Below are 18,618 nucleotides of genomic sequence, written 5' to 3'. Positions count from 1 at the left end.
AACGACGCGTCCCATCAGCTTAAAGAATTTTGGGCCGTTGCGAAAGATCGCTTAGGTCAGATTGGCCGGATCAAGCTCGACCAAATTCCCATCGCGCAGGGTCACAACCCGGTCCATCTGGCTTGCCAGTTCCGGGTTATGGGTTGCGATCAAGGATGCCAAACCGGTTTCACGTACCAACTGCATCAACATGCCAAACACGATTTCCGCAGTTTGCGGATCAAGGTTGCCCGTTGGTTCATCGGCAAACAAAACATCGGGCACATTGGCAAGCGCACGGGCGATGGCAACGCGTTGCTGTTCCCCACCCGACAGGCGTGCCGGGCGATGTTCGCCACGGTTTTCAAGCCCCAGACAACGCAGAAGTTCAAGCGCGCGTTCTTCGGCCTCGGACCGTTTCAAGCCGGCAATCATTTGCGGGATGACGACATTTTCAATCGCAGAAAATTCCGGCAGCAAATGGTGGTACTGATAGACAAAGCCGATATGGCGGCTGCGCATTTCGGTTCGTGCCAGATCAGACAAATCTGTGCTGCGCTTGCCGCCAATCGACACCAAGCCACCATCTGGCTTTTCCAGCAAACCGGCGATCTGAAGCAAGGTTGATTTACCCGCCCCTGATGGCCCGACAAGGGCAACAATTTCACCCTCGTGGATATCAAGGTTGACCGATTTCAGAATTTCAAGCTGATCGGGGCCCTGATTGAAGACGCGGTCAATCTTGTCCAAGCGCAACACAACATTGCGCGAGCGTTCCTGCGCGGTTGTTTTCACCTGATCACTCATAACGAAGGGCCTCCACCGGATCGAGACGCGACGCACGCCATGCCGGATATACCGTAGCAAGGAATGTCAGTGTCAGCGACATGACGCAGACCAAGACGACCTCGCCGGTATCCATGTCGGCTGGCAATTTCGACAGGAAATAGATTTCAGCGTTAAACAGATCGGTCCCGGTCAGGGTCTGGATGAACTGGCGAATATTTTCAATATTCAGGCAGAACAACACGCCAATGATCAAACCGCTGAGCGTGCCCAAAACGCCGATGGATGCACCAGCGAGGAAGAACACCTTCATGATGGATTTTCGCGTCGCCCCCATGGTGCGCAAGATCGCAATATCGCGCCCCTTGTCCTTTACCAGCATCACCATGCCGGAAATAATGTTGAAGGCGGCCACCAGAATGATCAAGGTCAGGATTAAGAACATCACATTACGTTCGACCTGTAACGCATTGAAAAATCCGGCATTTGATTGCTGCCAATTGACCAGGCGCAACCGTTCACCGGCAAGGGTTTTCAGCAACGTATCCATGGTGTCATCAAGCGATGAGATATCATCAAGCATCACTTCAAAATGCGTGATTTTTTCAGGCAGCCTGAAATAAAGCTGTGCGGCATTGAGCGGCATAAAGATAAAGCCGCTGTCATATTCATACATGCCGATATCAAACAGCCCGGTCACCGTATAAGCCCGCACGCGCGGCACGGCGCCAAAGGCGGTGACATTGCCCTTGGGCGAGATCAGGTTGACGGTATCGCCCACCCCGACACCAAGCTTCATCGCAAGGCGCGCGCCCATAATCACGCTGTCGTCGCCCTTAAAGTTATCAAGGGTGCCAAACACGATGTTATCGGAAATGGTTTTGCGCAGTTTGACGTCTTCGGGGCGCATGCCACGGACAATCGCACCCGATGCACGGCCATTTTTCGACGCCATGACCTGCCCTTCGACGACGGGGACGGTCAGTTTGACATTGCCAGTCGCGGCGATCTCTTTTTCGATCGCATCGTAATTGCCAATGCCGTCATTGCCCTGCGCATAGACAGATATATGCCCGTTCAATCCTAAAATCCGGCCAAGCAATTCGGCCCGGAAACCGTTCATGACCGACATCACAATGATCAGCGTCGCAACACCAAGCATGATGCCCAGCAACGAGAAAATGGCGATAACGGAAACGAAACCTTCCTGCCGACGTGGACGCAGGTAGCGGAAGGCCACCATACGTTCGAACGGACTGAACATGGGCAATTTATCCTTGTGGAAGCGGGTCAGGAATGGCCTAGTGTGCAAAATCAAAAATCAAACGCACAAACCAAGCCGGAAATCACGACGGGGCAGCGATGGCTGCCCCGTACATCAACATTTTAATCAGGCGCTGATCTGGTTCAAAGCCGCCTCGAAGGTGACTTCGGTTTTTTCGCCAGACCGGCGATTTTTCAATTCAACAACACCGTTTTTAAGCCCCTTAGGACCAATGACGATCTGCCATGGCAGACCAATCAGGTCCATATCGGCAAACTTGCCACCAGCACGGATATCGCGGTCATCATAAAGAACCTCGATCCCGGCATTGGTCATTTTGGCATAGGCATCTTCACAGGCCGCATCGCAGGCATCATCGCCGGTACGCAGGTTGATCAGGCCAACCTTGTACGGTGCAACGGACTCAGGCCAGATAATGCCGTTTTCGTCATGCGATGCTTCGATCAGTGCACCAACAAGACGCGAAACACCAATACCGTAAGAGCCCATCTGAACCGGGGTATCTTTGCCATCCGGTCCAAGGACAGTTGCGCCCATCGGTTCGGAATATTTGGTGCCAAAGTGGAAGATATGCCCCACTTCGATGCCGCGCGTTTCGATCAGGTCATCGCCAGAAATCGGGCTGTTGGCCTTATCGTGTTTTTCTTCGGTCGCGGCGTAATCAGAAAGCGTGGTCTGAACCCAGTTTTCAAGGCCCGGACGATCGTTAAGGTCAACGCCCTGCCCGGTCAAATCTTTGTCGAGCCATTTCTTATCGCAGAAGACTTCACTTTCGCCGGTATCGGCAAGAATGATGAATTCGTGGCTAAGATCGCCGCCAATCGGGCCGGTATCAGCGACCATCGGGATTGCCTTTACGCCCAAACGGGTAAAGGTCCGGCAATAAGCCAAGAAAATCTTGTTATAGGTGTGACGGGCACTTTCGTAGTCGATGTCGAATGAATAGGCATCCTTCATCAAAAATTCGCGGCCACGCATCACGCCAAAGCGCGGGCGGATCTCGTCACGGAACTTCCACTGAATGTGATAGAGCATCTGCGGCAGCTGCTTATACGAGCGCACATCATTGCGGAAAATATCAGTGATGGCTTCTTCGTTGGTCGGCCCGAACAGCATTTTACGATCATGACGGTCGGTGATGCGCAGCATTTCCAGACCGTAATCGTCGTAACGACCACTTTCCTGCCACAGCTCAGCCGGCTGAATGGTTGGCATCAGCAGTTCGTTAAAACCGATTTTGTCCTGTTCTTCGCGAACGATCTGTTCGATTTTTTTAAGAACACGGTGGCCAAGCGGCAGCCAAGAATAGATCCCCGCGGTGAGCTGGCGAACCATACCGGCGCGCAGCATCAAACGATGAGAAGCAATCTGTGCTTCTGACGGGGTTTCCTTCAGGGTCGGCAAAAAGAACTGGGAAAGACGCATCAATGCCTCGTGATGAACAAATCTAAAATTTGGGTGTGTTAATTACCTTGCCCGGAAAATGCGACAGCATCGCGCGAAACGCAAGCTGGAACTTGTGTTATCTGTTCCCTGTTTGGTTAGTTTCCAATGATGGCAAAACTACGATAGTACGATTATGCCCGCAAAACAGGATTTTGGCCCCGACATTGCTGCGCAAAAAGCCGTCCCCGTCTTATTTGTACCCGGCCTGACGACAGGCTGCGATCACCTCGGCATTCACGGCGTCATCACCCAACGGCTGATCATTGAAATAGACCCGCCCGTTGCGGAATGAAATCTTGCCAATGCTTTGTTCGCCGCCAACCCCGCGCGGTTTGGTGATGCCCGCATATTCAAAGAAATCAATCGTGACCGGGAATTCAATTTCCTTGGGCAAGGATTTTAAAATCGTGCTGCCGCCATTCAAATCCGCGGGGGCAACTTTGTTGCCGTAAACATCCACACCCGGCTGATAGGTCACGTCATCATCTGGCACATGACGGACAAGCTGCAGGCAGGCCGACCGGGTCACGATGATGGTTGGTTTTGTATTTTCATCCGCTTTGGTGTCACTTGACGCCCCGTCATTTGGGGCATCTTGGTCCGTCTGAGCCTGATCCGCGGAACTTTCGGACGCAGTCGGCAAAGGAGAATCGGTTTGCGCCGTAACGTCAAACGGCAAAACCAACATCACAACCGCCGATGCGCAAACCGCCATTTGACGGACAAAACCGCCAAAAACACGTCCGGTAATAGGTTTAACCAATAGAATATTGTTCATCTTAGAGTTCCGCCCTATCTGTGTGCAGTGCAGCATCGAATCATTTGTGAATATTGGTCAAAACATCTTGCATAAAACGGCAACATGTGGCTTTTTAGTCCTCCGCTAACGGCGCAAGATCGTTGCGGTAGACGTATCGCAGCCGCTCAAAAAATTGCGGGAGGCTTTGTTGCCAATAAGCATACAAGAAGCTGGCGCGACGTCGAATTAAAACCTGTGCAAGATGCCCAGGTCTTAGGAGGAAGTATAAAAAGATTACGGGAAAAACAGCTATTAAAATAGCATCTTAGCAAGATCCTTTGGATCTTGCTTTTTTTTTGGCCGATCACCTGCCCGTGTTTTATTGTGCAGTCCAAGACGACAAAACCCCGCAGCATAAGTGCGGGGTTTTCTGTTATTGGCGGGCATAACTGGTGACGATATTGGGCCAGCCTCGCAACATTTGTGATTATTGCGGCGGACGAACTTCAATCATACCGCTTGTGATCACGAACCACGCAACGACCCACAAAATGCCTGAAATGATGCTGGTGGCCAGAACCTTTTTCCACATATGGGCTTGTTGCGGTGCGCCACTATCATGGCCGGCTTCGACATTTTCGGTCCGTTTGACACCAAACGGCAGCACCATAAACAGAACCAGCCACCAAATAACGATATAGACCAGAATGCCGGAAAACCAGTTCATGGGATGCTCTTTTGGTTAAGGGTGACGTGTGTTGTGCGGATGATGAATAGGTCGATCATGTGACGGTGATGTACGAAAAGTTTAGGCTAGGCCACCTGCCCCATTTCCATACGATGCCCGACAATCAAACTTGTTCAAGCTCGACCAAGGTGCCGTTAAAATCCTTGGGATGCAGGAATAGAACCGGTTTGCCATGTGCGCCGATTTTCGGATCGCCATCGCCCAGAACCCGGGCGCCGGTTGCTTTGAGCTTGTCACGGGCGGCGATGATATCATCCACCTCGTAACAGACATGGTGAATGCCGCCTGCGGTATTCTTTTCAAGGAACGCTTTAATCGGGGAATTTTCACCCAGCGGATAAAGCAATTCAATCTTGGTGTTGGGCAGTTCGACAAACACCACCGTCACACCGTGATCGGGTTCATCTTGCGGTTCGGAGACCTTTGCCCCAAGCACGTCGCGATATTGCGCGATCCCGGCTTCAAGGTCGGGCACTGCGATGGCAACGTGGTTTAACCGTCCGATCATGGTGGTCCTCCTGCAATGTGATCTGCACACCCGGTCAATCTACGGGACCAATCACACCTGTGACAATTGCCCATTTGGTCGAATGCCCGACCAAATGGGCGTGTCGTAAGTCGTTCTATTCCTTAACGCGGACCAGATGGACTTCGATCAGCGGGCGTTTGCCCAGACGTTGGCGCACAGGACGGCGCAAGGCCTGCCGGATTGCCAAGATCACGGCTGAATCATCCAAAACTTCTTCGTCGCCCAACTGATCGACACGGTTGCCAATTTCAGCGGCAAAATGATCCAAGCGCACATCGTCATCTGGTTCATCAAACAGGCTTGGCGCGGTAATCATGGGTTCATTGACCATTTCACCAAACTGATTGAGCACCACGGTGACAAACATCACGCCGTTCCAAATGATGCGATTGCGGTTGCGGATGGTGTTCGCATCACGTTTGAGCAAACGACCGCCATCAAGGGCCAGCACACCGGCCTCAGCCACGCCGATCACCTGTGAATTGCCCGGTGACAGGCGAATAACCGTACCGTCATGCGGGATCACTTGTTCGGGGATCTGGCATTCCGCACCAAGGGCTGCCTGTTCACACAGATGGCGGGTTTCGCCGTGAACCGGGATCAGGATTTTTGGGCGGGTCAGTTGATACATCCGTGCCAAGTCCTGACGGCCAGGATGGCCCGAAACGTGGATGGGTTCATCCCGTGCCGTAATGACCTTAATGCCGCGGCGGATCAAAAGGTTCTGGATATAGCCAATCGACTTTTCATTGCCGGGAATTTCACGCGCCGAGAACACCACCGTATCGCCGGGATCAAGTTGCACCATCGGGTGATCGCCCTTGGCAATCCGTGACAAAGCCGCACGGGGTTCGCCCTGCGATCCGGTGCAAAGGAACAGCACCTGATCCTTGGGCACTTCCATCGCGTCCTGATCGGTCAATAGGTTCGGATAGGACGTCAGGTAGCCGACTTCGCGCGCCGCCTCCGTCACGCGATACAGCGACCGACCGACCAAGCCAACACAGCGGTTGTTTTCGTGCGCGGCCTCGATCACCGATTGCAGACGGGCCACGTTGGTTGCAAAGCACGCTATCGCAATGCGGCCTTGCGGATGTTCGGCGAAGAGTTTGGATAGATTTTTGGCAACGTCCCCTTCTGAGCCTGTTTGCCCCTCGGAAAAGACGTTGGTTGAGTCACAGACCAGCGCCATAACGCCCTCGTCACCAAGCTCTTCGAGCTTTTTGACATCGGCGGCTTCGCCAATTTGCGGATCGGGATCAAATTTCCAGTCGCCGGTATGGATGATCAACCCCTTTGGCGTGCGAATGGCCAAGGCATTTGGTTCCAAGATCGAATGGGTCATGGTGACAAATTCGATATCAAAACAGCCCAACTCAAATCGACCGCCGAGTTCAATCACATGGATTGGTACTTCGTCGGCGAAATCGGTTTCAGACAGCTTTGCCTTAAGGAACGCGGCGGCAAAGGGCGTTGCATAGATCGGGCATTTCAGGCGCTTCCACATATAGGGAATGGCACCAAGGTGATCTTCGTGGGCGTGGGTCAGCACCAGACCAAGCAGCTTGTCCTTGCGGTCTTCGATAAAAGTGGGGTCCGGCATGACGACGTCGACACCTGGCAGGCCTTCCTCGCCAAAGGAAACCCCCATATCGACCATCAACCACTGATCATCATAGCCGTAAAGGTTCATGTTCATGCCGATCTCGCCAGAACCGCCAAGCGGCACAAACAGCACTTCGTCTTTTGGCAAATACAAATCCACGGACGGTATTCCTTTACTTTCGGTATTCTGATCCGGCGGGGAATGTCCCCCTACTCGGTGCGAGCCGCGACACGGCCCAAATATCTTATTGCTGGCTGTTGCGACGATAAATCATCAACAGACCAAGCATGGTCAAATCGCCATGCAGATGTTTAATTTCTTCTACTGCCTTGGTAAATAACGGCGCAAGCCCACCGGTGGCAACGACCTTGATCGTTTCAAGGCCTTGCTGTTGGCGAATGCGCGCAAGCAATCCTTCGATCATGGACACATAGCCCCAATACACGCCAGATTGCATGGCCTCAACGGTGTTTTTACCAATCACATTACGCGGGGCTTCGATGGCAACCATCGGCAATTGGGCGGCCGCCATATGCAGCGCCTTGATCGACAGGTTCACCCCCGGCGCAATCACCCCGCCAAGATAATCCCCGTTGCCATCCACCACGTCAAAGGTGGTCGCGGTGCCAAAATCAAGCACGACCAGCGGCCCACCAAAAATCTTGTGGGCGGCAACCGCATTGACCAAGCGGTCGGCCCCGACTTCGCTGGGGCGGTCCATGATGATGTTCATGTCCAACTTAACGCTTGGATCACCAACCACCATTGGTTCGACATTGAAATAACGCCGACAGAGGGTTTTCAAGCTAAATTCCGCCGCCGGGACCACGGTCGCGATAATCGCACCGGTGATCGCATCAACGGGTACATCAGACAGGGTAAACAGATGGTGCAGCCATACGCCCAACTCGTCGGCGGTGCGTTCGGTTGTTGTCGAACAGCGCCATTGCCCTTTGATGGTATCGCCATCAAAGACAGCAAAAACGATGTTTGTGTTTCCGGCATCAATCGCAAGCAACATGAAGCTTACAGCCTCCACTTCGCAGCAAGATATTATTCCATTTAGGCCCTGAAGAAGATTTCGCCAGCGCCGATACGATGTTCGTCACCGCGATCTTCTCTTAGAATAAGCGCGCCATCATCATCAAGACCGACGAAAGTCCCGTGTAATTCGCGCTCGGTCAAGCGCGCAACCACAGGATCGCCAATTCCATAGGCCCGTGTGAGCCACGCTTCGCGGATCGGGCCAAAGCCCTGCTGTTCCCAAATTGGCAACCAGTGCGCAATACGCGCGACATAGACCGACACAAGATCATCCACCGAAACCGGTGCGCCAAGACTTGCCAGCGAGGTTGCAGGCCGTTCGGCATCGTCCGGGAAAAAGGCGACATTTACCCCGGCACCGATGACCAGATAATCCGTCGCCGATCCGTGATTAGACGCACTTTCAAGCAAGATACCGCAAATCTTACGGCCATTGACCATCAGATCATTGGGCCATTTACAATCGGGGCGCACCTGCATGCCGGTGATGGTTTCAATGGCCTCCGCCATGGCGAAGGCAATCAGGAACGTCAGACGGGCGGCTTCGGCCAAGGAACAGCGCGGACGCAGCAACAAGGACGAATACAGATTGCCCACGGGCGACGACCAAGCCCGACCGCGGCGACCGCGGCCGGATGTTTGCGTTTTTGCTAAAACAAGGGCGCCACTCTGGGCGCCCTTGTCTGCGAGGCGTTTGGCCTCTTCATTTGTATTGTCGATCGTATCTACCTGATGAAGGTAAAATCCTTCGGGAAGACGGATCGTGCTTTGCGTCATTCTTATTGGCCGAACAATGATGCCGCAGCAATCGCTGCGCTGTCCATCAGCGGGTTCGGGAAGAACACAAAGACCAAGATCGCAACCGTGGCAAGTGCCATGATGACATTCATCTCAGTACCGTTGCGATCAAACCCTTCGACCGGCTCATCGAAATACATGACCTTGATGATGCGCAGATAGTAATACGCACTGACAACCGAGGTCACCAAACCAATGACAGCCAATGTCACAAGACCAGCATCAACCGCCGCCTTAAAGACATAGAACTTACCAAAGAAGCCTGCCAGCGGCGGAATACCAGCCATCGAGAACATCAAGATCGCGGTAATCGCAGCCATCAGCGGCTTGGTCTTGGCAAGACCGGCCAGATCGGTGATTTCCTCGTTCATGCGGTCGTTACGACGCATGCACAAGATGACCGCAAAGGTGCCCAGGTTCATGACAAGGTAAATACCAAGATAAACCAGAACGCCCGTAACACCTTCTTCGGTGCCTGCTGCCAGACCGACAAGCGCAAAGCCAACGTGACCGATAGACGAATAAGCCATCAGACGTTTGATGTTTTCCTGACGCAGGGCCGCGAACGAACCAAGCATCATAGACAGGATCGAGATCAGAACGATGATCTGCTGCCAATCGGCTACCACACCACCAAACGGACCAACCGCAACCCGGATAAACAGCGCAAGACCGGCAATTTTCGGTGCAACCGCAAAGAAGGAAGTCACCGGGGTCGGTGCGCCTTCATATACGTCCGGGGTCCACATGTGGAACGGAACGGCGGAAATTTTAAAGCACAGACCAGCAAAGATGAATGCCAGACCAACCATTGCACCAACCGGAAGGTTGCCACCCGTAAGGGTATCGGCAAGAACCGCAAAGCTGGTGGTCCCGGTAAAGCCATACACCATCGACATGCCATAGAGCAGAATGCCCGAGGCAATAGAGCCGAGGATGAAGTATTTCAGGCCAGACTCAGTCGAGCGAACGGTATCGCGGCGGATGGCCGCAACCACGTAAAGAGCAAGCGACTGCAATTCCAGACCAAGATACAAAGACATCATGTCGGTTGCCGACACCATCGCCATCATGCCAACCGTGGCAAGAGAGATCAGGATCGGGAATTCGAACCGTGACATGTTTTCACGTTCAGCGAATTTCATCGACATGACGATACCGACACTTGACCCGATCAGGATCAAGACTTTGCAGAACTGTGCAAAGGCGTCGGCCTTAAACTGGCCAAAGAATGCCGAGCCGCCCTGCCCGGTCACCACAAGGATGATCGCGACAATGTGGACGGCAACCGCCAACCAAGACACGGTACGGAACGCTTTGTCCTTGCCGGCGAAAACCCCAAGCATCAACAGAGCCAAGGCAGAGACTGCCATGAAGATTTCGGGCAATGCGGCCCCGAGGTTGAGCATAGAAACTCCCATGTCCATTCCCCTCAATTCGCGGTCAGCTGGGCGGCTTGAGCCGCGGCAGCTTGCGCCGTTTCGACGTGGTTGACGAGGTTCTCAACCGAGACATGCATGACATCAAGGAAGGAGACCGGATAGACCCCCATCCAAAGAACGACGATCACCAATGGTGCAAAGAGCAGCCATTCACGCGGGCTCAGATCGAGGATCGTTTTGAGGTTTTCCTTCGTCAGGGCCCCAAAGATAATCCGGCGATAGAGATAAAGCGCATAGGCCGCACCAAGGATCAAACCGGTTGCCGCAAAGAATGCGACCCAGGTGTTGGCCTCAAACGCGCCAAGCAAGGTCAGGATTTCACCAACGAAACCACCCGTCCCCGGCAGACCAACAGACGCCATGGTGAAGAACATGAAGATCAAGGCATAGCTCGGCATCCGGTGAACCAGACCACCATAGGCGTCGATTTCGCGGGTGTGGATGCGGTCATAGACAACACCAACACACAAGAAGAGCGCACCCGAAACCACACCGTGGCTGAGCATCTGGAAGATCGAACCTTCGATACCGTGCTGGTTAAAGGTAAATGCCCCAACCGTCACGATGCCCATATGCGCGATCGAAGAATAGGCAATCAGCTTTTTCATGTCCTGCTGAGCAAGAGCCACCAGCGACGTATAAATGATTGCAATAATCGACAGCGTAAAGATGAGTGGTGCGAAGGTTTCAGACGCCAGCGGCATCATCGGCAGCGAGAACCGAAGGAAGCCATAGCCACCCATTTTCAGCAACACGCCAGCCAGAATAACCGAACCGGCAGTCGGTGCTTCAACGTGGGCATCCGGAAGCCAGGTATGAACCGGCCACATCGGAACTTTAACCGCGAAGGAAGCAAAGAATGCCAGCCACAGCCACAACTGCATATTATAGCTAAACCCGTACTGCATCAGGGTCGGAATGTCGGTGGTGCCTGCGTCGAAATACATCGCGAGCAAAGCAACCAGCATCAGGACCGAGCCCAAAAGCGTATACAGGAACAGCTTGAATGCAGCGTAAACGCGGCGCTGACCGCCCCAGACACCGATGATGATAAACATCGGGATCAGGACGCCTTCAAAGAAGAGATAGAACAGCAGACCGTCAAGCGAGCTGAACATACCGATCATCATCGTTTCAAGAACGAGGAAGGCGATCATGTATTCCTTCACGCGCTTTTGGATCGCTTCCCATGCCGACAAAATACAAATCGGCGTCAGGAAGGTCGCAAGCAGGACGAACAGAACGGAAATACCGTCAACGCCCATGTGATAGGAAATGTTCAGGCCCGGCATCCAGTCGGCTTTTTCGACGAACTGGAAGTCAGCAGTTGTTTTGTCGAAGTTCACCCACAGCATCAAAGATACAAGGAAGGTGAACACCGACGTCCAAAGCGCAACCCCACGGGAATTGCGGGCGACATTCGCCTCTTCACCATTGATAAAGAGCAACAGAGCTGCCCCAAGCAATGGCAAGAAGGTGACGATCGAAAGAATTGGCCAATCACTCATCGCCCGTTAACCCATCTTCCAAATTGTGTAGGAGACCAGCGCAGCAATACCAATCAGCATTGCAAATGCATAGTGATAGACAAAACCACTCTGAATGGCGCTGACGCGACGTGCGATGTTACGGCAAGCAGCGGCAACCCCATCAGGGCCACAACCGTCAATGATCGCACCATCACCCGATTTCCATAAGCCATAGCCAAGTGCGAAGGCCGGTTTTACGAAAATCTTGTCGTAGAGTTCATCGAAGTACCATTTGTTCAGCACGAAGCGATACAGACCATTGAAGGTGTTCGCCAAGGTGCGTGGCAGCGACGGAACAAGCTTGTACATGATTACCGCAAGGGCAAAGCCTGAAATCATCGCAACAAACGGTGCCAGTTTGACCCAGCCCGGAACGTGGTGTGAATGTTCAAGAGCCATATGGCCCTCTGCCATAAAGATCGCACCGTTCCAGAAGTTCAGCATTTCTTCGTAGTTGCCACCACCGAACCAGTCTTTGGCAAACCAACCAGCAAAGATTGCGCCGACAGCCAAGAACAGAAGCGGTGCCGTCATGACAGCCGGGCTTTCATGAACATGCGCCATGGTGCGTTCATCAGCACGCGGAGCGCCAAAGAAGGTCATGAAGATCAAACGCCAGCTATAGAACGAGGTCATAAGCGCGGCAAGAACCCCTGCCCAGAAGGCATACAGACCGACACCGGTATGTGCCGCATAGGCACTTTCGATGATCAGATCCTTGGAATAGAAGCCCGCAAGACCCGGAACACCGGTAATGGCGAAGGTCCCAATCATCATGACCGCAAAGGTCAGCGGAACCATTTTCCAGATGCCGCCCATTTTACGCATGTCTTGTTCATCAGACATCGCGTGAATGACCGAGCCAGCCCCAAGGAACAGAAGTGCCTTAAAGAAGCCGTGCGTCATCAGGTGGAACACACCAGCCGAATAAGCCGACACGCCGCAAGCAAAGAACATGTAGCCAAGCTGCGAACAGGTCGAATACGCGATAACGCGTTTGATATCGTTCTGAACACAGCCGATGGTCGCTGCAAAGAATGCGGTCGACGCACCAACGATGGTCACAATCATCAGCGTGGTTTCAGCATATTCAAAGATCGGCGACAAACGCGCGACCATGAACACACCGGCCGTCACCATGGTTGCCGCGTGAATAAGGGCGGAAACCGGGGTTGGGCCTTCCATAGCGTCAGGCAGCCATGTGTGCAGACCAAGCTGTGCCGATTTACCCATCGCACCGATGAACAGCAAGAAGCAGGTAACTTCAAGTGCTTCGAATTGATGGCCAAGGAACATCAGTTTGGTGCCAGCGACTTCTTCTGCATTGCCAAAGATGACGTCGAACTGAACGCTGTCAAACAGGACATAGACTGCAAAGATACCAAGTGCGAAACCAAAGTCACCAACACGGTTAACAAGGAACGCCTTGATCGCAGCAGCCGAAGCCGACGGTTTGGAATACCAGAAACCAATCAGAAGGTAAGACGCAAGCCCCACCCCTTCCCAGCCGAAGAACAGCTGGATCAGGTTGTCAGCGGTAATCAGCATCAGCATCGCAAAGGTGAACAAGCTGAGATACGCCATAAAGCGCGGCTTGTCCGGATCGTGCGACATGTAACCGATGGAATAGATGTGAACCATTGAGGACACACCGGTCACAACGATCAACATCACACAGGTCAGCGTATCAAGACGCAGCGCCCATGAAACATCGAAGTTGCCCGATGTGATCCAGGTAAACAACTGAATGGTTACCGGGTTGCCACCAAGGGCAACATCGACAAAGGCAAAGACCGAAATGATAAAGGCAACAACAACACCGCAAACGGTGACAAGCTGTGCCACACGATCGGCCGAGGACGCACCATGATGGTGATGACCGTGCGAGTCATGCGGGGCATCTTTCGCGGTCGACATGGCGCCGACCAGCGTGATGGTCCCAGCAATGATTGCCGCGATCAGGGGCAGGAATACAATCAACGGATACATATCTGCCTTACCCCTTCATCATGTTGATGTCTTCAACCGCGATGGTGCCGCGGTTACGGAAATAGACGACCAGGATCGCCAGACCAATTGCGGCTTCTGCTGCTGCAACTGTCAGAACGAAGATGGTGAAAACCTGTCCAACGAGATCGCCAAGGAATGACGAGAACGCGACAAAGTTAATGTTGACCGCCAACAGCATCAGTTCGATCGACATCATAATGATGATGACGTTCTTACGGTTCATGAAGATGCCGAAGATCCCGAGTGTGAAAAGGATCGCCGCGACGGTCAGATAATGTGCAAGACCGATTTCCATCAGATCCCCCTTCCGACCGGAACTTTTTTGACTTCAAGCGTATCAGCGCGGGTACGCTTGATCTGCTCAGAGATTTTCTGACGGCGGACACCTTCACGGTGACGCAGTGTCAGAACAATTGCGCCAATCATCGCTACAAGCAGAACCAGACCAGCCGACTGGAAGATGTATGCGTAATCGGTGTAGATCAGTTGACCAAGCGCCTCGACGTTGTTGACGCCAACCGGCGTTGGTTGCGCCAAGACAGCAACCGTCCCGTCCGTCAGTGTCCATCCGGCACCGACAAATGCCAGTTCGACAAACAGAACAACCGCGATCAGGACACCGATCGGCAGGTAGTTCAGGAAACCCTGGCGCATTTCAACAAAGTTGATGTCCAGCATCATCACAACGAACATGAACAGAACTGCCACTGCGCCGACGTAAACAACGACCAGCAGCATGGCGAGAAACTCAGCACCCAGCAGGACGAAAAGCCCCGCTGCGTTAAAGAATGTCAAGATCAGCAACAGTACCGAATGCACCGGGTTGCGAACGGTCACAACCGCTGTCGCGGACAGAACCGCGATGGTAGCAAACAGGTAAAAAGCCAAAGCCTGTACGACCATAAGGTACCCCCTTGGCGAACCGTTGCCGCCCCATTGGCAGACAACGATCCATGAACTCTCTTTATAACGATCAGACGCGACACTTACCGATAAGGTGCGTCTGCCTCCAATCGTGCAGCAAGCTCGGCTTCCCAACGCTCGCCGTTTGCCAGAAGCTTGTCTTTGTCATAAAGAAGCTCCTCGCGGTTTTCGGTTGCGAACTCAAAGTTCGGACCTTCGACAATTGCATCCACCGGACAGGCTTCTTCGCAGAAACCGCAATAGATGCATTTTGTCATATCAATGTCGTAGCGGGTTGTACGACGCGAACCATCGTCACGCGGCTCTACCTCGATGGTGATGGCCTGCGCAGGACAGATCGCTTCACACAGTTTACATGCAATGCAGCGCTCTTCCCCGTTCGGGTAGCGGCGCAAAGCATGTTCGCCACGGAAACGTGGGCTCAGCGGGCCTTTTTCATATGGGTAGTTCAGCGTCACTTTTGGCTTGAACATATATTTCAAGGTGAGCGCCATACCCGATACGAGTTCCGCGAGCAGGAAGCTCCGGGCCGTCCGATCAATAAATGACATCGTTTACCTCTCTCTTTCCGATGCGCGGCGATCAGGCCGGGACCTTGTCAAAAACAACCAGGAACGTGGCAACCAGCATGACCCAGGCAAACGACAGCGGCAGGAAGATTTTCCAACCCAGACGCATCAACTGGTCATAACGGTAACGCGGGAATGTTGCACGCACCCAAAGGAAGATGAACAGAACGAAGCAGATCTTCAGGATGAACCAGATGGCCCCCGGGATGAAGTCGAGGAACGGCAACGGTGCGCTCCAGCCCCCAAGGAACAGAACAGCTGCAAGGCCGCTCATCAGGATCATATTGGCGTATTCACCCAGGAAGAACAGCGCAAAGGTCATTGCCGAGTAATCGACGTTATAACCTGAAACAAGTTCCGCTTCGGCCTCGGGAAGGTCAAACGGTGCGCGGTTGGTTTCTGCCAGAATGGATACGATGAAGACGATAAACATCGGGAAGTGATAGATAAAGTTCCACTCCCATACGCCGCCAATCTGGCCGCGGACGATGTCGCTCAGGTTCAGCGAGCCGGTCGTCAGAAGAACCGAAATGATGATCAAGCCAATCGAAATCTCGTACGAAACCATCTGGGCGCCGGAACGCAGCGCGCCAAGGAATGCGTATTTGGAGTTCGATGCCCAACCGGCCATCACGATGCCATAGACACCCAGCGAAGAAATCGCGAACAGGTACAAGATGCCAACGTTCAAATCCGCCAGAACCATGCCTTCGTCGAACGGAATAACCGCCCAGGCAATGATGGCAAGGATAAAGGTCAACATCGGGGCGATAACGAAGACGCCCTTATTTGCACTTGTCGGAATGATTGTTTCTTTCAGAAACAGCTTCAGACCATCAGCAAGCGGCTGCAGAAGGCCAAACGGCCCCACAACGTTCGGGCCTTTACGGAGCTGAATAGCACCGATGACCTTACGCTCAGCGTAGGTCAGATAGGCGACAGCGACCAGCAGCGGGACCACAATCGCCAAAATCTTGGCGACGATCCAGACTAGTGGTTCAATATATCCGTCCCAAAGAAGTTCCATCGGTCAAACCGTATCTTTTGCGTTTCGTCCCAGAATTGGGACACCCCCTTGCGGGATAGGCGACGATCAGATCGCCGCCCCCCTTACTCAGGCAACCTTCTCGGCAGCCGCACCTTTGACAAAGGCCTCAGTACATTTGGCCATTGTCACCGATGCACGGCTAATCGGGTCGGTCATATAGAAATTGCGAACCGGAGACGTGAAACCTTCTGACTTCATGTCGCCTGCTTTACCGAAATCGGTCCATTCGGCTTTGGTCGGAACATTCAGCGACGCGAAGGTCGGGCTGAGTTCGACCATACGGGTCCGAACAGCATCGATATTGTCGTACGGCAAGGTCTTGTCCAAGGCACCGGAAAGTGCACGAACAATGGTCCAATCCTCACGGGCATCACCACGTGGGAAGACTGCACGCCAGCCCTGCTGGGCGCGGCCTTCGGTGTTGACGTAAGTACCGTTCTTTTCGGTATAAGCTGCACCCGGCAAAATAACGTCTGCAGCCTGCGCACCGGCATCACCCATCGCACCCTGGTAAATGACAAATGCCTTTTCCAGTTTGCTCATGTCGATTTCGTCCGCACCCAACAGGTAAACAACTTCGACGTCGCCTTTGGCGGCACCGTCAAGGATGTCGTTGGTTGCAAGGCCGCCCTCGCCCGGGACAAAGCCCAGATCAAGGCCACCGACGCGTGATGCAGCAGTGTGAAGAACGTTAAAGCCGTTCCATTCCCCCGAAACCATGCCGAATTTCTCGGCAATTGCGCGGGTCGCGGCCAAAACAGCGTCGCCATCTTCACGGTTCAAAGCGCCCATGCCGACGATGATCATCGGTTTTTCAGCAGCTTCGAGAACCTTGGCGAAGTCGTTTTTGCCGTCAAGAATGTCAGAAAGCGTTTCCGGACCGGCACCAAGATAATCGTTCTTGTAGGTCGGATCCCACTTTTCACCAACGATGCCAACGCTGAAATCACCGTTCGTTCCGCGCCAGCGTTTCCGCAGACGGGAATTGATGATCGGTGCTTCTGCACGTACATTGGCGCCAACGATCAGACAGGCGTCTGCCTCTTCGATGCCGGCAATGGTGGTGTTGAAGATATAAGAACTGCGCGGACCGCCAATTTTCGATCCGTCCTGACGGCAATCAAGGTTCGGAGAACCCAGGCTGCCCATCAGGTCTTTGAGCGCGGTCATTGATTCGCAATCAACAGTATCACCGGCAATGGCAGCAATTTTTTTGCCGTCAAGCCCGGTTACCTTGGCTTTGATTGCTGCAAACGCTTCGTCCCAGCTTGCCGGAGCAAGTTTGCCGTTTACACGAACATAAGGACGATCAAGACGCTGACGTTTCAGACCGTCAATGGCGTAACGGGTTTTGTCCGAAATCCATTCTTCGTTCACGTCTTCGTTGATGCGCGGCAAAACACGCAGAACTTCTGAGCTGCGCGCATCGATGCGAATGTTTGAACCAACCGCGTCCATAACGTCGATGCTGTCGGTTTTTTTCAATTCCCACGGACGTGCGGTGAACGCATAGGGTTTCGAGGTCAATGCACCGACCGGGCAAAGGTCAACCAAGTTGCCCGAAAGTTCGGAGTTGATCGACGCTTCGATATATGGCCCGACTTCGGTGTCTTCGCCGCGGTAAACAGCACCCATGGTGCCAACACCAGCAACTTCCTCGGAGAAGCGCACGCAACGGGTACAGTGAATGCAACGGGTCATGATCGTTTTAACGATCGGGCCCAGTTCCTTGTCCTTCACGGCACGCTTTTTCTCGGCATAACGTGACGAATCAAAACCATAGGCCATGGCCTGGTCCTGAAGGTCACATTCACCACCCTGGTCACAAATCGGGCAATCAAGCGGATGGTTAATCAGCAGGAATTCCATCACACCATTGCGCGCTTTTTTAACCAGATCAGAATCGGTTTTAATCACCATTCCATCTGCTGCAGGCATGGCACAGGACGCGACCGGTTTGGGCGCGCGTTCCATTTCAACCAAGCACATACGGCAGTTGCCGGCGATTGACAGGCGTTCGTGATAGCAGAAACGCGGGATTTCCTTACCGGCCTCTTCGCAAGCCTGAAGGACTGTCGCCCCGGCTTCTACTTCAACTTCTATACCGTCAACTGTTAGTTTCGGCATGTCTCAATC

17 protein-coding genes are annotated in these 18,618 nt (G+C 53.3%); all 17 read right to left on the bottom strand.

The window, feature by feature from the left end; translation table 11 throughout:
* Positions 1-51: 51 nt before the first annotated feature.
* The 17 genes from HCZ99_RS10955 to nuoG all read right to left on the bottom strand — a co-directional run bounded on the left by HCZ99_RS10955 (position 52) and on the right by nuoG (position 18,609).
* Positions 52-786, bottom strand: coding sequence for an ABC transporter ATP-binding protein (locus HCZ99_RS10955; protein ID WP_167447010.1), 735 nt, complete (start codon positions 784-786; stop codon positions 52-54).
* Positions 779-2,029: a lipoprotein-releasing ABC transporter permease subunit gene (locus HCZ99_RS10950; RefSeq protein WP_167447009.1), complete on the bottom strand. Its 1,251-nt coding sequence runs from the start codon at positions 2,027-2,029 to the stop codon at positions 779-781. The genes HCZ99_RS10955 and HCZ99_RS10950 overlap by 8 nt, the downstream gene beginning before the upstream one ends.
* Positions 2,030-2,155: 126 nt before the next feature.
* Positions 2,156-3,475, bottom strand: coding sequence for a proline--tRNA ligase (proS, locus tag HCZ99_RS10945; protein WP_167447008.1), 1,320 nt, complete (start codon positions 3,473-3,475; stop codon positions 2,156-2,158).
* Positions 3,476-3,686: 211 nt separating this feature from the next.
* Positions 3,687-4,274, bottom strand: a complete 588-nt coding sequence (locus tag HCZ99_RS20700) for a hypothetical protein (RefSeq protein WP_254869576.1) — start codon at positions 4,272-4,274, stop codon at positions 3,687-3,689.
* A gap of 448 nt (positions 4,275-4,722) precedes the next feature.
* On the bottom strand, positions 4,723-4,962 hold the full coding sequence (locus tag HCZ99_RS10935) for a DUF1467 family protein (protein WP_167447007.1): 240 nt from the start codon (positions 4,960-4,962) through the stop codon (positions 4,723-4,725).
* A gap of 124 nt (positions 4,963-5,086) precedes the next feature.
* Positions 5,087-5,491 carry a methylmalonyl-CoA epimerase gene (gene mce, locus HCZ99_RS10930; protein WP_167447006.1) on the bottom strand — a complete coding sequence of 135 codons (405 nt, stop codon included), beginning with the start codon at positions 5,489-5,491 and terminating at the stop codon, positions 5,087-5,089.
* Between the two features lie 115 nt (positions 5,492-5,606).
* Positions 5,607-7,277, bottom strand: a complete 1,671-nt coding sequence (locus tag HCZ99_RS10925; RefSeq protein WP_368484253.1) for a ribonuclease J — start codon at positions 7,275-7,277, stop codon at positions 5,607-5,609.
* 85 nt (positions 7,278-7,362) lie between these two features.
* On the bottom strand, positions 7,363-8,139 hold the full coding sequence (locus tag HCZ99_RS10920) for a type III pantothenate kinase (protein ID WP_167447005.1): 777 nt from the start codon (positions 8,137-8,139) through the stop codon (positions 7,363-7,365).
* 41 nt (positions 8,140-8,180) lie between these two features.
* Positions 8,181-8,939: a biotin--[acetyl-CoA-carboxylase] ligase gene (locus HCZ99_RS10915; protein ID WP_167447004.1), complete on the bottom strand. Its 759-nt coding sequence runs from the start codon at positions 8,937-8,939 to the stop codon at positions 8,181-8,183.
* Positions 8,940-8,941: 2 nt separating this feature from the next.
* Positions 8,942-10,381 carry an NADH-quinone oxidoreductase subunit NuoN gene (gene nuoN / locus HCZ99_RS10910; protein ID WP_439654654.1) on the bottom strand — a complete coding sequence of 480 codons (1,440 nt, stop codon included), beginning with the start codon at positions 10,379-10,381 and terminating at the stop codon, positions 8,942-8,944.
* A gap of 11 nt (positions 10,382-10,392) precedes the next feature.
* Positions 10,393-11,910, bottom strand: a complete 1,518-nt coding sequence (locus HCZ99_RS10905) for an NADH-quinone oxidoreductase subunit M (RefSeq protein WP_167447002.1) — start codon at positions 11,908-11,910, stop codon at positions 10,393-10,395.
* A 6-nt stretch (positions 11,911-11,916) separates the two neighbouring features.
* Entirely contained in the window at positions 11,917-13,920 is a 2,004-nt protein-coding gene (gene nuoL, locus HCZ99_RS10900; protein WP_167447001.1) for an NADH-quinone oxidoreductase subunit L, read from the bottom strand.
* Positions 13,921-13,927: 7 nt separating this feature from the next.
* Positions 13,928-14,236, bottom strand: a complete 309-nt coding sequence (gene nuoK, locus HCZ99_RS10895; RefSeq protein ID WP_022732390.1) for an NADH-quinone oxidoreductase subunit NuoK — start codon at positions 14,234-14,236, stop codon at positions 13,928-13,930.
* Positions 14,236-14,844, bottom strand: a complete 609-nt coding sequence (locus HCZ99_RS10890; RefSeq protein ID WP_167447000.1) for an NADH-quinone oxidoreductase subunit J — start codon at positions 14,842-14,844, stop codon at positions 14,236-14,238. The genes nuoK and HCZ99_RS10890 overlap by 1 nt, the downstream gene beginning before the upstream one ends.
* An 83-nt stretch (positions 14,845-14,927) precedes the next feature.
* Positions 14,928-15,416 carry an NADH-quinone oxidoreductase subunit NuoI gene (gene nuoI, locus HCZ99_RS10885; protein ID WP_167446999.1) on the bottom strand — a complete coding sequence of 163 codons (489 nt, stop codon included), beginning with the start codon at positions 15,414-15,416 and terminating at the stop codon, positions 14,928-14,930.
* Positions 15,417-15,447: 31 nt separating this feature from the next.
* Entirely contained in the window at positions 15,448-16,461 is a 1,014-nt protein-coding gene (gene nuoH / locus HCZ99_RS10880; protein ID WP_167446998.1) for an NADH-quinone oxidoreductase subunit NuoH, read from the bottom strand.
* A gap of 87 nt (positions 16,462-16,548) precedes the next feature.
* Positions 16,549-18,609: an NADH-quinone oxidoreductase subunit NuoG gene (gene nuoG / locus HCZ99_RS10875; protein WP_167446997.1), complete on the bottom strand. Its 2,061-nt coding sequence runs from the start codon at positions 18,607-18,609 to the stop codon at positions 16,549-16,551.
* Positions 18,610-18,618 lie beyond the last annotated feature (9 nt).

Origin of the sequence: Thalassospira lucentensis, from assembly GCF_011806425.1 — a bacterium.
In the GTDB taxonomy this organism is placed as follows: Bacteria; Pseudomonadota; Alphaproteobacteria; order Rhodospirillales; family Thalassospiraceae; genus Thalassospira; species Thalassospira lucentensis_B.
This window is presented reverse-complemented; position numbering and strand designations above follow the sequence as displayed.

Bases quoted from the DNA above. Each gene is read 5' to 3' on its own strand.
- nuoG (WP_167446997.1), bottom strand. From the start codon at position 18,609: ATGCCGAAACTAACAGTTGACGGTATAGAAGTTGAAGTAGAAGCCGGG.
- HCZ99_RS10955 (WP_167447010.1), bottom strand. From the start codon at position 786: ATGAGTGATCAGGTGAAAACAACCGCGCAGGAACGCTCGCGCAATGTT.
- nuoL (WP_167447001.1), bottom strand. From the start codon at position 13,920: ATGTATCCGTTGATTGTATTCCTGCCCCTGATCGCGGCAATCATTGCT.
- HCZ99_RS10950 (WP_167447009.1), bottom strand. From the start codon at position 2,029: ATGTTCAGTCCGTTCGAACGTATGGTGGCCTTCCGCTACCTGCGTCCA.
- nuoH (WP_167446998.1), bottom strand. From the start codon at position 16,461: ATGGAACTTCTTTGGGACGGATATATTGAACCACTAGTCTGGATCGTC.
- proS (WP_167447008.1), bottom strand. From the start codon at position 3,475: ATGCGTCTTTCCCAGTTCTTTTTGCCGACCCTGAAGGAAACCCCGTCA.
- mce (WP_167447006.1), bottom strand. From the start codon at position 5,491: ATGATCGGACGGTTAAACCACGTTGCCATCGCAGTGCCCGACCTTGAA.
- nuoI (WP_167446999.1), bottom strand. From the start codon at position 15,416: ATGTCATTTATTGATCGGACGGCCCGGAGCTTCCTGCTCGCGGAACTC.
- HCZ99_RS20700 (WP_254869576.1), bottom strand. From the start codon at position 4,274: ATGAACAATATTCTATTGGTTAAACCTATTACCGGACGTGTTTTTGGC.
- HCZ99_RS10905 (WP_167447002.1), bottom strand. From the start codon at position 11,910: ATGAGTGATTGGCCAATTCTTTCGATCGTCACCTTCTTGCCATTGCTT.
- HCZ99_RS10890 (WP_167447000.1), bottom strand. From the start codon at position 14,844: ATGGTCGTACAGGCTTTGGCTTTTTACCTGTTTGCTACCATCGCGGTT.
- HCZ99_RS10915 (WP_167447004.1), bottom strand. From the start codon at position 8,939: ATGACGCAAAGCACGATCCGTCTTCCCGAAGGATTTTACCTTCATCAG.
- HCZ99_RS10935 (WP_167447007.1), bottom strand. From the start codon at position 4,962: ATGAACTGGTTTTCCGGCATTCTGGTCTATATCGTTATTTGGTGGCTG.
- nuoK (WP_022732390.1), bottom strand. From the start codon at position 14,236: ATGGAAATCGGTCTTGCACATTATCTGACCGTCGCGGCGATCCTTTTC.
- nuoN (WP_439654654.1), bottom strand. From the start codon at position 10,381: ATGGGAGTTTCTATGCTCAACCTCGGGGCCGCATTGCCCGAAATCTTC.
- HCZ99_RS10920 (WP_167447005.1), bottom strand. From the start codon at position 8,139: ATGTTGCTTGCGATTGATGCCGGAAACACAAACATCGTTTTTGCTGTC.